General features: G+C 66.9%; 12 protein-coding genes. 6 read left to right on the top strand and 6 right to left on the bottom strand.

From position 1 onward, the window contains the following. Nucleotides 1–189 precede the first annotated feature (189 nt). From BLW48_RS05800 to BLW48_RS05810, 3 genes are read left to right on the top strand one after another with little or no spacing between them, the layout of a single operon-like run. Nucleotides 190–726 carry a cupin domain-containing protein gene (locus tag BLW48_RS05800; protein ID WP_093056923.1) on the top strand — a complete coding sequence of 179 codons (537 nt, stop codon included), beginning with the start codon at nt 190–192 and terminating at the stop codon, nt 724–726. Nucleotides 727–742: 16 nt separating this feature from the next. Continuing rightward, nucleotides 743–1096 carry a TIGR04076 family protein gene (locus BLW48_RS05805; RefSeq protein ID WP_256216629.1) on the top strand — a complete coding sequence of 118 codons (354 nt, stop codon included), beginning with the start codon at nt 743–745 and terminating at the stop codon, nt 1094–1096. After that, nucleotides 1093–2163 (top strand): aldo/keto reductase, encoded by a 1071-nt coding sequence (locus BLW48_RS05810; RefSeq protein WP_093173351.1) that lies wholly within the window; start codon nt 1093–1095, stop codon nt 2161–2163. Before BLW48_RS05805 ends, BLW48_RS05810 begins: the two co-directional genes overlap by 4 nt. Here the strand turns inward: BLW48_RS05810 and BLW48_RS05815 are convergent. The 3 genes from BLW48_RS05815 to BLW48_RS05825 are packed head-to-tail and all read right to left on the bottom strand — an operon-like array spanning nt 2129 to nt 4873. After that, nucleotides 2129–2539, bottom strand: coding sequence for a PPC domain-containing DNA-binding protein (locus tag BLW48_RS05815; RefSeq protein ID WP_093173353.1), 411 nt, complete (start codon nt 2537–2539; stop codon nt 2129–2131). The genes BLW48_RS05810 and BLW48_RS05815 overlap by 35 nt on opposite strands. 4 nt (nt 2540–2543) lie before the next feature. Next, entirely contained in the window at nt 2544–4199 is a 1656-nt protein-coding gene (pgm, locus tag BLW48_RS05820) for a phosphoglucomutase (alpha-D-glucose-1,6-bisphosphate-dependent) (protein WP_093173355.1), read from the bottom strand. Next, complete coding sequence (locus BLW48_RS05825) at nt 4196–4873, bottom strand: HAD family hydrolase (protein WP_093074001.1); 678 nt, start codon at nt 4871–4873, stop codon at nt 4196–4198. Before BLW48_RS05825 ends, pgm begins: the two co-directional genes overlap by 4 nt. A 218-nt stretch (nt 4874–5091) precedes the next feature. Here BLW48_RS05825 and BLW48_RS05830 point away from each other — a divergent pair, with 218 nt between their 5' ends. Continuing rightward, on the top strand, nt 5092–5436 hold the full coding sequence (locus BLW48_RS05830) for a hypothetical protein (RefSeq protein WP_093173357.1): 345 nt from the start codon (nt 5092–5094) through the stop codon (nt 5434–5436). Between the two features lie 118 nt (nt 5437–5554). Next, the gene (locus tag BLW48_RS05835; protein ID WP_093074005.1) at nt 5555–6913 is read left to right on the top strand and encodes a putative bifunctional diguanylate cyclase/phosphodiesterase; all 1359 of its coding nucleotides are present in this window, start codon (nt 5555–5557) and stop codon (nt 6911–6913) included. Nucleotides 6914–6919: 6 nt separating this feature from the next. Here the strand turns inward: BLW48_RS05835 and BLW48_RS05840 are convergent, their stop codons facing one another. Genes BLW48_RS05840 through map form a run of 3 tightly spaced genes read right to left on the bottom strand, consistent with a single transcriptional unit; the run spans nt 6920 to nt 11443 of the window. Then, nucleotides 6920–7960 (bottom strand): sensor domain-containing diguanylate cyclase, encoded by a 1041-nt coding sequence (locus BLW48_RS05840; RefSeq protein WP_093174131.1) that lies wholly within the window; start codon nt 7958–7960, stop codon nt 6920–6922. Nucleotides 7961–7989: 29 nt separating this feature from the next. Continuing rightward, nucleotides 7990–10596 carry a [protein-PII] uridylyltransferase gene (locus BLW48_RS05845; protein ID WP_093173359.1) on the bottom strand — a complete coding sequence of 869 codons (2607 nt, stop codon included), beginning with the start codon at nt 10594–10596 and terminating at the stop codon, nt 7990–7992. 22 nt (nt 10597–10618) lie between these two features. Next, nucleotides 10619–11443 (bottom strand): type I methionyl aminopeptidase, encoded by an 825-nt coding sequence (map, locus tag BLW48_RS05850; RefSeq protein ID WP_093056906.1) that lies wholly within the window; start codon nt 11441–11443, stop codon nt 10619–10621. Between the two features lie 155 nt (nt 11444–11598). Between map and purL the strand changes: the two genes are divergently transcribed. Further along, nucleotides 11599–15567 (top strand): phosphoribosylformylglycinamidine synthase, encoded by a 3969-nt coding sequence (purL, locus tag BLW48_RS05855; protein WP_093173361.1) that lies wholly within the window; start codon nt 11599–11601, stop codon nt 15565–15567. Nucleotides 15568–15576 lie beyond the last annotated feature (9 nt).

The following is a 15576-nucleotide window of genomic DNA, read 5'->3' on the forward strand; positions in this document are numbered from 1 at the left end:
AGTGATACTGCACAAAAACTGGCTGGAGTGTGCAATCGGATTGTCAAAAAGCGCAAGCTGGATTTCAGCCATTATCCGAAGAAATGCCAATGCACGAATGTGACGCGAGTGCACCATTGACGTGCAGCCACACAGCACATACTATCGCCACCCAATGAAGCCACACTGCACAGACAACGGAGCGACCGGATGATCGGCGAGCGATTGAAAGAGCTGCGGACCGTGCGCGGCCTGTCCTTGCGCGAGCTCGCGGCCCAGGCCGGTGTGTCGGCCACGCTGCTCAGCCAGATCGAGCGCTCGGTCACCGACCCGAGCCTCGAAACCATGCGCCGCCTGGCCGGCGTGTTCGGCGAATCGGTCTCGTCGTTGTTCTCCGAGCCCGCGCCGCCCTCGGTGTGGATCAGCCGTCCGGGCGAACGCTCGCTGCTCACCGCGCCCAAGGGGCAGGTCGGGTACGAGCGCCTGACAGCCGGCAATGGCCAGCTCGAAGTGCTGCGTGCCGTGCTGCAGCCGGGCCAGGTGTCGGCGGACGAACCGCGTGGCCATGCATCGACTGAGTGCGTGTACGTGGTCGCGGGCGCGCTGGTGGCGCAGATCGCGGGCGTCGACTATCCGGTGCTGGCAGGCGAGAGCATCTCGTTCGACTCGCGCCTGCCGCATCGCTACCTGAACCAGTCGCAGGCCCCGACCGAAATCATCCTGTCGGTGACGCCGCCCAACCCCTGAGCACCCGAGGCACATGATGAACCCCGACCCCAGTTTCACGCTCCACGACCTGCGCGTCGAAGTCGTCGCACCGGAAGGCGCCCGCATCTATTGCGGCGCCAAGGTGGGCGACTATTTCGAGCTGCGCGGCGAGATGCTGCATCTGCCCGAGGGACAGGGCTTCTCGATCTATTCGCTGGGCGCCTTGCTGCCGCTGCTGGCCGCCAAGCAGCGGCCCACCGACGCGAACGACTGGATGAGCACCGACGCCGAGGTGGCCTGCCCTGATCCGAACTGCCCCTCGCGCTTTCGCATCACCCGCATGGGGCTGCGCACTTTTCGCCACGCCGACACCACGGCGGTTGTCCATCCATCGAACGAGTCTTCATGAATCCCTCGCAGCATTCGCACCATCGCATCGAGCTCGCGCCCGGCTATGAAATTTCCCGCCTGCTGAAGGGCGGATGGCAGCTGGCCGGCGGCCACGGCAACGTGGATCACGCAGGTGCTATCGCCGACATGGCGGCCTACTACGACGCCGGCATCACCACCTTCGATTGCGCCGACATCTACACCGGCGTGGAAGAAATGATCGGCGAGTTCCGCGCCGACTACCTGCAGCGCCACGGCCCCGACAGCCTCTCGCAGCTGCGCGTGCACACCAAGTTCGTGCCCGACCTCGCCATCCTGCCGACCATCGACAAGCGCCAGGTCGAGCAGATCATCGATCGCTCGCTGAAGCGCCTGCGCATGGAGCGGCTCGACCTCGTGCAGTTCCACTGGTGGGACTACGGCGTGCCGCGCTATCTCGAGGTTGCGCACTGGCTCCTGGAGTTGCAGCGCGCCGGCAAGATCGACCGCGTGGGCGGCACCAATTTCGACACGGCGCATGTGCGTGAACTGGCCGACGCCGGCGTACCGCTCTTCAGCATGCAGGTGCAGTACTCGCTGCTCGACCAGCGGCCCTTGCCGCTGATGACGCCGTACTGCGAGCAATCAGGCATGAAGCTGCTGTGCTACGGCAGCGTGGCCGGCGGCTTCCTCTCGGAGCGCTGGCTCGGCGTGAGCGATCCGGGCCAGTCGTTCGAGAACCGCTCGCTGGTCAAGTACAAGCTCATCATCGACGACTTCGGCGGCTGGGACCTGTTCCAGCAACTGCTGGTGCAGCTGAAGCAGATCGCGCTGCGGCATGGCGTGTCGATTTCGACCGTGGCGATGCGCTGGGTGCTGCAGCAGCCGTCCGTCGCGGCAGTGATCGTCGGCGTGCGGCGCGGCGACCACCTGGCGGATCACCTGAAGGTGCTTGACCTGCAACTCGACGCGGCCGACCTCGCGGCGCTGGATGCAGTGCTCTCGCAGCGCAGCGCGCCGAGCGGCGACGTCTACGCCGTAGAGCGCGACCTCGAAGGCCGCCATGGCCGGATCATGAAGTACGACCTGAACGACAAACCGCATTGAGTTCGGCGTAGCCGGTGAGCGGGTCGTGCGTGCGCGCGAACTGCCAGTCGGGCAGCACGGCGACGAGGATTTCCGCCGTGGTGCGCACTGTGCATCCGGGTGCGGCATGGCCGCCGAAAACTCGGCCCTCGGCATCCGACACGCTGATGTGAAGATGCGAGCCGTCCGGCGACAGGCTGCCCGCGAGCGTGAGAATTTCCAGGTCGCCTTCGATGCGCGCCGCGTTCTCTGCGCCTGCAAACCGGATGCTCGCCCCGCTCAGGCTGCCGATGCCCGAAACCACGAACGCCGCGTCGGCACCGCCTTGCTTCAACGCCGAATCGAGCGACGCGCGCAGGTCGTCGCCGGGGTTCAGCCGCAGCACCAGCGTCTGCATGCGTTCAGGCTCCCGAGAGCGCCCCATCCACCACCTGCTGCGCCTCTTCGAGGATGCGCGCGAGGTGTTCCTTGCCCTTGAAGCTCTCGCCGTAGATCTTGTAGATGTTCTCCGTGCCCGAGGGCCGCGCGGCGAACCAGCCGTTGTCGGTCACGACCTTCACGCCGCCGATGGCCGCGCCGTTGCCCGGCGCATGGCTCAGCACATTGACGATCTTGTCGCCCGCCAGCTCGGTCGAACGGATCTGTTCCGGCGAGAGACTCGACAGCCGCTTCTTCTGCTCGACGGTGGCGGCCGCATCCACGCGGTCTGACACCGGCTGGCCCAGCGCCTGCGTCAGCTCGGTGTAGCGCTCGCCCGGGTCACGCCCGGTGCGCGCGGCGATCTCGGCCGAGAGCAGGGCGGGCACCAGGCCGTCCTTGTCCGTGGTCCACACCGAGCCGTCCTTGCGCAGAAAGGTCGCGCCCGCGCTTTCCTCGCCGCCGAAGGCCAGCGAGGCATCGACCAGCCCGTCTACGAACCACTTGAAGCCCACCGGCACCTCGTACAGCCTGCGGCCGAGCCGTGCGGTGACGCGGTCGATCATCTGGCTGCTCACCACCGTCTTGCCGACGGCCGCCTGCGCCGGCCATTGCGGGCGGTGCGTGTAGAGGTAGTCGATCATCACCGCGAGGTAGCTGTTGGGTTGCATCAACCCGGTGCTGCCCGAGACGATGCCGTGGCGGTCGTGGTCGGTGTCGCAGGCGAAGGCGATGCCGAAGCGGTCCTTCAGGTCGATCAGCTTGTGCATGGCGTCGGGCGACGACGGGTCCATGCGGATGCGGCCGTCCCAGTCCAGAGACATGAAGCGGAAGGTCGGGTCGACTTCCTGGCTCAGCACGTTCAGGCGCGTGAGCTTGTAGCGCTCGGCAATCGCGGGCCAGTAGCGCACGCCCGCGCCGCCCAGCGGGTCGACACCCAGGTCGAGGCTCACGTCGCGGATCGCGTCCATGTCGAGCACCTGCGCCAGGTCTTCGACGTAGGTGTTCAGGTAGTCGTGCCGGTGCGTGGTCGATGCGCGCAGCGCCTGCGCGAGCGGCATGCGCTTCACGCCTTCGAGCTTGTTCGCCAGCATCTTGTTGGCGGCCGCCTCGACGGCCGAGGTGATGTCGGTGCCGGCCGGTCCGCCGTTCGGCGGGTTGTACTTGAAGCCGCCGCTCTCGGGCGGGTTGTGCGAGGGCGTGATGACGATGCCATCGGCCAGCCCGCTTGTGCGTCCACGGTTGTAGACCAGGATGGCGTGCGACACGGCCGGCGTCGGCGTGTATTCGTCGTCCTTCGAGATCATCAGCTCGACGCCGTTGGCCGCGAGCACTTCCACCGCGCTGCTGAAGGCCGGCGTGGACAGCGCATGCGTGTCGATGCCGAGGAAGAGCGGACCGTCGATGCCTTTCTGCTTGCGGTAGTCGCAGATGGCCTGGCTGATTGCCAGCACGTGCCATTCGTTGAATGCATCGTCGAAGGAGGAGCCGCGATGCCCCGAGGTGCCGAAGGCCACGCGTTGGCTCGGCACCGACGGGTCTGGCCGGCCGGTGTAGTAAGCCGAGATCAGGCGCGGCACGTTGACCAGCAGTTCGAGAGGGGCGGGCTTTCCCGCGAGAGGGTTGGTTGCTTGGCTCATGTCGATGGAAAGTCAAAGTTGATCAGGTCGCCGATGCGTTCGACGGTGATGTCGGCAGGGGCGTAGGCGGCAATGGCCTGCTCATCAAGTGCATAGTGCCCTTGCCGCACGAAGACCGTCGTCAGACGAGGCCCCCAGATGGCCTTCATGGCCGAAAGAATGCGCAGCTTGTCGTCCACCATCACGTAGTGCTGGGCGGGGTGGCACTGCTCGATGGTGTCGAGCATCTGTTCCTTGTGCACGTAGATCAGCACGCGGCCCTCGGTGGCCTCCCACAGGCCCGAGCGCTGCACCTTGCGCGGCTGGAACACCACGTCGCCGTCGGACAGGATCACCGTGGGCCCGTGCCGGCGCAGATGCTTCAGTGCTTCCAGCGCGCCGGGGTAGAGCCGTTCGGCAAAGGGGTAGTCGATGAGAAAGCTCGACATCAGCAGCAGCCGCGAATCGCTCATGCCGCGGCGGCTCTCTTCGGCGCGGTAGCGCTGCAGGGCGCCGAGGTAGTCGACGTAGCCGAGCTCGCTGCGCAATTGCTCGAAGGCCACCCAGTAGCGGCCGGCGCTTTCGGCGCCGAAGGCCTGTTCGAGATGGGCGCGAAGATCGGCCACGACGCGGTCGTTGTCGAGCAGGGTGTTGTCGACGTCGATCAGGAAAACGGTGGCAGGAGGAGGTGTCATGGGTGTGCGGCCAAAGTGCCTGAACTTGGGGGCCCGAACTGCGCGTGTCGCGGCCAGCATACGCCTTGAATGGCCCTGAATGGCCCTGAATGCGACGCCAGACAGCCGCCGCGTGAATTGGTCGCCACTTTGCGGACCATCGACTTAATCCTTGCCGCGGGACTGTCCCCGGAGTCGAATAAGCTTCCGCCCAGATTGAAGAAGAAGGAGCAAGACAGATGCGCATCACGAACGGTCGACTCCGGGCCGGCTTGCCGGCTGTGGCCCTGGGCCTCTTGCTGGCTGGCTGCCAGACACCTCCGGCCGACCGGCCCCTGACATCGGAAGTGCCTGAACCCCCGAGCTTCGTCACGCCGCCGGAAACCTGCCAGGCCACGGCCGTGCGCTTCGGCCTGGGGTTGCGCATCAGCCAGCAACTGCTGGAAGAAATGCGCCAGCGCTCCGGCGCCCGCGTGGCACGCACCGTGCTGGCCACCGAAGCCGCCGACCCGGCGCAAGACATGACGCGGCTCAACGTGCAGGTCGAGCCCACCGGGCGCGTGGTGGGTGCCTATTGCGGCTAGCCACACTGTATGCACGAGTGTTGTTCGTACACCTCGTCTGTAACAAAATCTCACTGCAAGGTGTGGAACGGCCCGGATTGGGAGAACAATAGCCCGCGACTTTCGGAGCCCCAGTCTTTTGTCGAACCAGCAACCCACAGTCTCCTTGCCGTCGTACTACGACGGGTCGGCACGTCTTCCGCCGGATGAAGTGCTGCGCCCGTTGATGGCCGACTGGGCCCGCGCCGGCAAACGCCTGGCTGCCGTCTGCTACATCGACGTCGACCGCTTTGCCGAGCTGAACGATCACCTCGGCATGGTCGCGGGCAACGCCGCCCTCGAAGAGGTGGCCCGCCGCATCAAGGCCCAGCTGCCGCGCGAGAGCGTGATGGCCCGCGTGGGCGGCGACGAGTTCGCAGCCCTGTTTGCCGGCATCGGAACCTCGCAATGCACCCAGGTGCTCGAGCGCATCCAGGCTTCGCTCGGCGAGCCCTGGAGCTGGCGCGACCAGACGGCCAGCATCGACGCGAGCATCGGCGCCATGCTGCTCGACAGCAACGGCCCGCCACCAGAGACAGCCCTGCGCCAGGCGCAGCACGCGGCCTTCTTCGCCAAGCGCGCGGCCGACGGCAAGGTGCATTACTTCGACGCGCCCCAGGCGCGCGCCGACGAGCAGGTGGTGCGCGAGCGCCAGCGCATCCAGGAAGGTCTGCTGCAGGGCGAGTTCTTCCTGGTCTACCAGCCCAAGGTCGACATGCGGCGCGGCGTGGTGGCCGGTGTCGAGGCGCTTATCCGCTGGCAGCACCCCGAGCGCGGCCTGCTGCCGCCGGCGCAGTTCGTGCCGCTGATCGAAGACGACCAACTGGTCGAGCAGGTGGGCGACTGGGCCATTGCCACGGCCCTGTGGCAGGCGCATCAGTGGCGCCTGGCGGGCCTGCAGATTTCGGTGAGCGTGAACGTGGCGCCACGCCACATGATGCGCTGGGACTTCGTCGAACGGCTTGCGCGGCACCTGGCGCAGTTTCCGAAGATGGGCGTGGGCATGCTCGAGCTCGAAATCCTCGAGACCACGGCGATCAGCCAGTTTGCGAACGTCGCGTTGTTCGTCGAGGCCTGCAAGATGCTGGGCGTGGGCGTCACCATCGACGACTTCGGCACCGGGTATTCGTCGCTCACCTACCTGCGGCAATTGCCGGTGTCGACCGTGAAGATCGACCAGTCCTTCGTGCGCGGCATGCTCGACAACGACCAGGACCGCGCCATCGTGCAGGGCATCGTCGCGCTGCTCCACGCGCTTGGCCTCACGGCCGTGGCCGAGGGGGTTGAAACGGTGAAGCAGGGCGAAGCGCTGCTTGCGCTGGGCTGCACGCTGGGCCAGGGCTACGGCATCGCGATGCCGATGGCGGCCAAGGATGTCGTGCAATGGGTGGCGCAGTATGAGCAGGCTCCCCTGTGGGGCGCCGATACGGCGGCGCTGCCTGCCACCTCGTCCGTTTAGTCGCGTTCAGTCAGACAGGGCTTCCCCGGCGTCGCGGACCATGCCGCGGCGGCTGTGCTTGACGGCGTACATGGCGGCATCTGCCTGCCGCAGGGCTTCCTCGGCAGAGGTGGTGCGCGGGTCGACCGCCACCACGCCTACGCTGGCGCCTGCGTAGTCGATCGTCATGCGCTTCAGCCGCAGCTCGCCGATGGTGTTTTCTGCCAGGCGGTCGGCCAGCGCCCGCGCCCCGGTGCGCGGCGATTCGCCCAGCGCGGGCCCCAGGCCGATCACCACGAACTCGTCGGAGCCGAAGCGCGCCAGCATGTCGCTTGCGCGCACCGAGTTCGCGAGCTGTTTTGCCATGGCCGCGAGGAATTCGTCGCCGATAGCGTGGCCGTGCGCGTCGTTGATCTTCTTGAAGTCGTCCAGGTCGACGAAACCGACCAGCACGCTCTGGCCGCTGCGCGCACCTTGCGCCAGCATGCGCTGCAGCGCGTCGACGAGCACGCGGCGGTTGGGCAGGCCGGTGAGGGCGTCGATGGCGGCGTGCGTGGCGAGTTCGGCATTAGCCTCCCTGAGCTTCTCGACCAGCAGTTCGCGCTCTACCTGCTGCCCGATCAGCCGCGCGAACAGCCGCAGCACTGGCTCCGCTTGTGGCGGCAAGGGCATTTGCTGTGCGCTGGCGGCGCACAGGGCGCCGAAGAGCTCGCCGCTGTCGGTTTTTACCGGAGCACTCACGCAGGTCTGGATGCCGAGCTCGTGGGCGGCATCGGCGTCGCCCCAGCAGCCGCCGGCGTCGTCGGTGTAGGTGCGGTCTTCTTCGAGGGCGTGCCGGCAGAGCGTGTTGGCCCAGGGCACGAAGGCTCCCTCGGGAATGGTCAGCAGCTCGCCGGTGTTGTGGGCGAAGAGGATGTGCTGGCGGCCCTTGTCCGGGTCGACGCTCACGAGGTAGGCCGACTCCAGCCCCGTGGCCGCCTCGAGCATTTCGAGCATCGGGCGGGCGAGGTCTTCCAGCGTCTTGGCGGAGGAGACGCAGTCGGATAGCTGTTCGATCAGGGATTCCATGGCCGACATTCTGAGGGGATAGGTTGTTTTCAGGAGGCCAGGGCTTCCATGAGTTCGGTCTCGATGGCCAGCTGCGTCTTCTGGCCCTGGAGTTCGGGGCCGCTGATCAGGAAGGTGTCTTCCACCCGTTCGCCCAGCGTCGTGACCTTGGCGAGCTGCAGATTCAGGTGGTGGCGCGCCAGCACCCGGGCCACCGAATACAGCAGGCCGGCGCGGTCGCTGGCCGAGATGTTGAGCAGCCAGCGCTGCGCCTTGTCGTCGGGCAGCAGGCTGATGCGCGGCTTGATCGGAAAACTGCGCACCCGGCGGGACACCCGGCCCATGCTGGGCGGGGGCAGGGCGCCGGCTTCGGTGAGCGTTTGCGCCAGGCCCGACTCGACCATGCTGATCAGGTCGCGGTAGTGGTCCGGCAGGAAGGTGGTCACCACCTGGAAGGTGTCGAGCGCGTAGCCGTTGCTCGTGGTGTGCACCTTGGCGTCGAGGATGCTGAAGGACGACTGGTCGAAGTAGCCGCAGATGCGCGCGAAAAGGTCGGGCTGGTCGGGCGTGTAGACGACCACCTGCAGGCCTTCGCCCACCGGCGACAGGTGCGCGCGCACGATGGGCGGTGCCTTCGGGTCGATCGGCACGTTGGGCGGCGGTACGAAGCGCGAGAGCTGCTTGGCGTGCCAGGCGATCTCGGTGGCGTCGTGGCGCATGAAGTAGCCGACGTCGAGCGTGTCCCACAGGGCCTTGTGCGCTTCGAAGCGCTGGGCGTGCAGGGCCAGCTGCACCAGCGCCTCGCGCTTGCGCGACTCGACTTCGGCGTCCGGGTCGGGCATGCGGCCGCCCAGCGCGCGCAGGGTGTAGCGGTACAGATCTTCGAGCAGCTTGCCCTTCCAGGCATTCCACACGCGCGGCGAGGTGCCGCGGATGTCGGCGATGGTCAGCAGGTAGAGCGCGGTCAGGTAGCGCTCGTTGCCCACGCGCTTGGCGAATGCGCCGATCACTTCGGGGTCGCTCAGGTCCTGCTTCTGGGCGACCTGGCTCATCACCAGGTGCTCGGCCACCAGGAATTCGATGAGCTTTGCGTCTTCGCGGGCAACGCCGTGCTGCTTGCAGAAGCGCTGCACGTCGCGTGCGCCCAGCGTCGAATGGTCGCCGCCGCGGCCCTTGGCAATGTCGTGGAAGAGGGCGGCCACGTACAGGATCCAGGGCTTGTCCCAGCCGGCTGCCAGCTGCGAGCAGAACGGGTACTCGTGTGCATGCTCGGCGATGAAGAAGCGCCGCACGTTGCGCAGCACCATCAGGATGTGCTGGTCCACCGTGTACACGTGGAACAGGTCGTGCTGCATCTGCCCCACGATGCTGCGGAACACCCGCAGGTAGCGCCCCAGCACCGAGGTCTGGTTCATCAGCCTGAAGGCATGCGTGATGCCGTAGGGCTGCAGCAGGATCCGCATGAAGGTCTCGTGGTTGACCGGGTCGTTGCGGAACTTGCTGTCCATGACGTGGCGCGCGTTGTAGAGCGCGCGCAGCGTGCGCGCCGACAGGCCCTTCACGCCGATGGTCTTCTGGTACAGCAGGAAGGTTTCGAGCACCGCGTGCGGCTCGCGCTCGTAGAGGTCGTCGCTCGCAATCTCGATCAGGCCGGCGCGCTCGTAGAAGCGCTCGTTGACGGGCGTGTGCTGCTCGTCGCTCGGCTGCAGGCGCTCGGAAATGTTGAGCAGCAGGATCTGGTTGAGCTGCGAGACCGCCTTGGCGGCCCAGTAGTAGCGCCGCATCAGCGCCTCGCTCGACTTGCGCTGCGATTCGCTTTCGTAGCCGAAGCTGGCTGCCACGGCGGTCTGCAGGTCGAACACCAGGCGATCTTCCCGGCGGTTGGCAATCACGTGAAGCCGCGCGCGGATGAGCGAGAGCAGGGCTTCGTTGCGCTTGATCTGCTGCGCCTCGAAGGAGGTGGCCAGGCCGTTCTTGGCGAGGTCGTCCCAGCGGCTGCCGTAGCCGGCGGCCTTGGTCATCCAGAGGATGGTCTGCAGATCGCGCAGGCCGCCCGGTGACTCTTTGCAGTTGGGCTCCAGCGCGTAGGGCGTGTTGTCGTACTTCTGGTGGCGGTGCCGCATTTCCTGCGACTTGGCCACGAAGAAGGCCTGCGGGTCGATCGCGCGGGTGAAGCGGCGGCGAAAGGCCGTGAAGAGCTTCTTGTCGCCTGCGATCAGCCGCGCTTCGAGCAGCGAGGTCTGGACGGTGACGTCTTTCTCGGCCTCGGCCAGGCATTCGTCGACCGTGCGCACGCTGGAGCCGATTTCGAGGCCCGCGTCCCAGCAATGGCCGATGAAAGCCTCGATGCGGGCCGGGTCGATGGCGTTTTCGTGGTCTTCGGGCGGCAACAGCAGCAGCACGTCGACGTCGGAATACGGAAACAGCTCGCCGCGCCCGAAGCCGCCCACGGCGGCCAGCGAGAACGAGTCACCGAAGCCGGCATCGCGCCACAGCGTGCAGAGCGTTTCGTCAGCCAGTGCCGAGAGCTGGCGCAGCACCGTGTGCACGCTGCGGGTGGGGGCGCGCGCGAAGCGCAGGGTGTCGAACAGGGCGAGCTTTTTCGCGCGATAGGCTTCGCGCAGCGTCGCCACGTCGATGTTGGCTGCTTCGATCACGGCGGGGAGACGCGTTGCCGCGTCAGGTCTTGGTCGAGGTGACGAAGGAGGGCAGCGGCGGGCTGCCTGCGGAGAGCGTCAGCACCTCGTAGCCGGTCTCGGTGACGAGCACGGTGTGCTCCCACTGGGCCGACAGCGAATGGTCGCGCGTGACGATGGTCCAGCCGTCGTACTGGCCGCCCTTGAAGTCTTCCTTCACGTCGCGCTTGCCGGCGTTGATCATCGGCTCGATGGTGAAGATCATGCCGGGCTTGAGTTCTTCCATGGTGCCCGGGCGGCCGTAGTGCAGCACCTGGGGTTCTTCGTGAAAGCGCTGGCCCACGCCGTGGCCGCAGAACTCGCGCACCACCGAGAAGCCCTGGCCTTCGGCGAATTTCTGGATCGCGTGGCCCACGTCGCCCAGGTGCGCGCCGGGGCGCACCTGCAGGATGCCGTGCCACATGGCTTCGAAGGTGATGCTGCACAGGCGCTTGGCGGCGATGGAGGCGTCGCCGATCACGTACATGCGGCTGTTGTCGCCGAACCAGCCGTCCTTGATGACGGTCACGTCGACGTTCATGATGTCGCCCTTCTTCAGGGGCTTGTCATTGGGAATGCCGTGGCACACCACGTGGTTCACCGAGGTGCACAGCGACTTCGGGTACGGGACGCTGCTCGCGCCCATGTATCCCACCGTGGCCGAGGTGGTGCCCTGCTTGACCATGTACTCGGCGGCCAGCCGGTCGACATCGTTGGTCGTGATGCCGGGCTTGATGAGGGGCGTGAGGTAATCCAGCACCTCGGAAGCCAGGCGGCAGGCGACCCGCATGGCTTCGATGCCCGCAGCGTCTTTGTAGTTAATGCTCATCCCCGAATTATCCCATTCGGCAAGCTAAAATTCCGGGCTAACGCGGATGGCCCCAGTCAGCGGCCATCTGCCTCGATTCCTTGATTTCCAACGCGGCCCCCGAGGCCCCATCGACCGTGACGCAGCCCGCACCTCAAGCCCTTCCCGTCGTAACCATGTTCGAGGGCGGCAGCGCGCTCAGCGACTTCCGCGCACGCCAGCTGCTGCCGAAGCTCCAGGCCATCGAGCCGCGCATCGAGGGCATTTCAGCCCGTTTCGTGCACCTCGTGGTCACCGATGCGGCGCTGGATTCGGCCGGCCGCGAGCGCTTTGCGGCGCTGCTGACCTACGGCGAACCCTTCGAGGCACCGGCCAAGGCGGGCACCTCGGTGGTGGTCACGCCCCGCCTGGGCACGGTGTCGCCCTGGGCCTCCAAGGCCACCGACATTGCCCATAACTGCGGCCTGGCCTTGCGCCGGGTCGAGCGCGTGACCCAGTACCACCTGAAGCTCAAGGCCCCGCTGATCGGCAAGGCCCCCGTGATCGAAGGCGACACGCTGGCCGCCGTAGCCGGCCCGCTGCACGACCGCATGACCGAATCGGTGCTGGCCACCGTCGATCAGGCCGCCAGCCTGTTCAGCGAACTGCCTGCCCAGCCGATGGCGCAGGTCGACGTGCTGGCCGGCGGCCGTACGGCGCTGGTGGCAGCCAACACCGGTTTCGGTCTGGCGCTGGCCGAGGACGAAATCGACTATCTGGTCGACGCCTTCACCCGCCTGGGCCGCAACCCCAGCGACGTCGAACTGATGATGTTCGCGCAGGCCAACAGCGAGCACTGCCGCCACAAGATCTTCAACGCCGACTTCACCATCGACGGCAAGGCGCAGCCGCAAAGCCTGTTCTCGATGATCCGCCACACCGAGAAGCAGAACCCGCAGCACACGGTGATCGCCTATGCGGACAACGCCTCGGTCATGGAAGGCGCGACCATCGAGCGCTTCATTCCCGCGACCGGCTCGCAGAACTATCAAAAAGATAGCGCCCTGAGCCATGTGCTGATGAAGGTCGAAACGCACAACCACCCGACCGCTATTTCGCCGTTCCCGGGCGCTTCGACCGGCGCAGGCGGCGAGATTCGCGACGAAGGCGCCACCGGCCGTGGCTCCAAGCCCAAGGCCGGCCTGACCGGCTTCACCGTGTCCAGGCTGTGGCCTGAAGAAGGCCACTACGGCAAGCCCGAGCACATTGCCAGCCCGCTGCAGATCATGACCGAGGGCCCGCTGGGCGGCGCCGCGTTCAACAACGAGTTCGGCCGTCCCAACCTGCTGGGCTACTTCCGCGAATACGAGCAGACCGTGGCGAGCGACCTCGACACCGTGCAGCGCGGCTATCACAAGCCCATCATGATCGCGGGCGGCTTGGGGCAAATCGACGCCACGCAGACCAAGAAAATCCGCTTCCCGGCCGGCTCGCTGCTGATCCAGCTCGGCGGCCCCGGCATGCGCATCGGCATGGGCGGCAGTGCCGCCAGCTCGATGGCAACCGGCGCCAATGCGGCCGAGCTCGACTTCGACTCGGTGCAGCGTGGCAATCCCGAAATCGAGCGCCGTGCGCAAGAGGTCATCAACCACTGCTGGCAGCAGGGCGCGGCCAACCCGATCCTGGCGATCCACGACGTGGGCGCCGGCGGCCTGAGCAACGCCTTCCCCGAACTGACCAACGACGCCGGCCGCGGCGCGCGCTTCGACCTGCGCGCCGTGCCGCTCGAAGAGTCGGGCATGGCGCCTAAGGAAATCTGGTGCAACGAAAGCCAGGAGCGCTACGTGCTGGCCATCGCGCCGGAATCGCTCGACCAGTTCAAGGCCTTCTGCGAGCGCGAGCGCTGCCCGTTCTCGGTGGTCGGCGTGGCGACCGAAGAACGCCAGCTGCTGGTGGCCGACGAGGGCGCACAGGTGCAGCCGGTCGACATGCCCATGGACGTGCTGCTCGGCAAGCCGCCGAAGATGCACCGCGACGTCAAGACCGTGGCCCGCAGCTTCAAGCCGCTCGACCTCACGGGCGTCGACCTGCAGAAGGCCGCCATCGACGTGCTCGCGAATCCGACCGTGGCTTCGAAGCGCTTTCTCATCACCATCGGCGACCGCACCGTTGGCGGCCTGAGCCACCGCGACCAGATGGTCGGCCCGTGGCAGGTGCCCGTGGCCGACTGCGCCGTGACGCTGGCCGACTACAAGGGCTTTGCCGGGGAAGCCATGAGCATGGGCGAGCGCACGCCGCTGGCCGCGCTCGACGCACCGGCCTCGGGCCGCATGGCCGTGGCCGAGGCCATCACCAACCTGCTGGCCGCGCCGATCGAACTCTCGCGCGTCAAGCTGTCGGCCAACTGGATGGCCGCCTGTGGCGAGCCCGGCGAAGACGCCGCGCTGTACGAGACCGTCAAGGCCGTTGGACTGGAGCTGTGCCCGGCGCTGGGCGTGTCGATTCCGGTCGGCAAGGATTCGCTGTCGATGCGCACGCAATGGAAGGACGGCGCGGAGGCCAAGAAGGTCACCTCGCCCGTGAGCCTGATCGTCACGGCCTTCGCCTCGCTGGCCGACGTGCGCGGCACGCTCACGCCGCAGCTCGATGCCGAAGAGGCCGACACCACGCTGGTGCTGATCGACCTGGGCCAGGGCAAGCACCGCATGGCCGGCAGCATCCTGGCGCAAACGCTGGGCCAGAGCGGTGACACCGTGCCTGACCTCGACGACCCGGCGCAGCTCGTGGCGCTGGTCAATGCCGTGAACGCGCTGCGCGCCGACGGCAAGATCCTCGCGATGCACGACCGCAGCGACGGCGGCCTGTTCGCCACAGCCTGCGAAATGGCCTTTGCGGGCCACGTCGGCGTGGCGCTGAACGTCGACATGCTGGTCACCGAAGGCGACGGCATTTCCGACAGCCGCATGGAAACCGGCGACGCCAAGAACTGGGCGCAGCAGGTCAGCGCGCGGCGCGAAGAACTCACGCTCAAGGCGCTGTTCAACGAAGAGCTGGGCATGGTGCTGCAGGTGCGCACCGCCGAGCGCAACGACGTCATGCAAGTGCTGCGCGCTCACGGCCTCAGCACGCACAGCCACTTCATCGGCAAGACGCGCCCCGCCAGCTCCACCATGGATGCGGGCAAGGGCAAGGTCGAAGTCTGGCGCGACGCCAAGTCGGTGTTCAGTGCCAGCCTGCACGACCTGCAACAGGTGTGGGACTCGGTCAGCTGGAAGATCGCCCGCGAGCGCGACAACCCAGCCTGTGCCGATGCCGAGCACGCCGCAGCCGGCGTGCCGAGCGATCCGGGCATGCACGTGTTCCTGCCGAACCCGCAGCCTGCCGCGCCGGCCATCCTGCAGTCGCGCCCCAAGGTCGCGATCCTGCGCGAGCAGGGCGTCAACTCGCACGTCGAGATGGCCTACGCCTTCACCGAAGCCGGCTTCGAAGCCTTCGACGTCCACATGACCGACCTGCAGACGGGCAGGGCGGACCTCGCCAACTTCAAGGGCGTGGTCGCCTGCGGCGGCTTCAGCTACGGCGACACACTGGGCGCTGGCATCGGCTGGGCGCGCAGCATCACCTTCAACCCGAAGCTGGCCGAGCAGTTCAAGACCTTCTTCGGCCGCACCGACACCTTCGGCCTGGGCGTGTGCAACGGCTGCCAGATGTTCGCCGAGCTGGCCGACATCATTCCGGGCGCCGAGGCCTGGCCGCGCTTCACCACCAACCAGAGCGAGCGTTTCGAGGCGCGCCTGTCGATGGTCGAAGTGCTCGAATCGCCGAGCATCTTCTTCGCGGGCATGGCCGGCAGCCGCCTGCCGATCGCGGTGGCGCACGGCGAGGGCTATGCCAACTTCAAGCACCGTGGCGACGCCGCCAAGGCCATCGGCGCGATGCGCTTCGTGGACAACCACGGCCAGCCCACCGAGCAGTACCCGTTCAACCCCAACGGCAGCGCCAACGGCCTGACTTCGGTGACCACGCCTGACGGCCGCTTCACCGCGGTGATGCCGCACCCCGAGCGTGTGTTCCGCAACATCCAGATGAGCTGGACCTCGGGCGACAAGAGCGATCTGAGCCCGTGGATGCAGATCTGGCGCAATGCCCGCCGCTGGGTGGGCTGAGGACCAAAC

The sequence above is a fragment of the Variovorax sp. YR266 genome, assembly GCF_900107295.1.
GTDB lineage: Bacteria > Pseudomonadota > Gammaproteobacteria > Burkholderiales > Burkholderiaceae_C > Variovorax.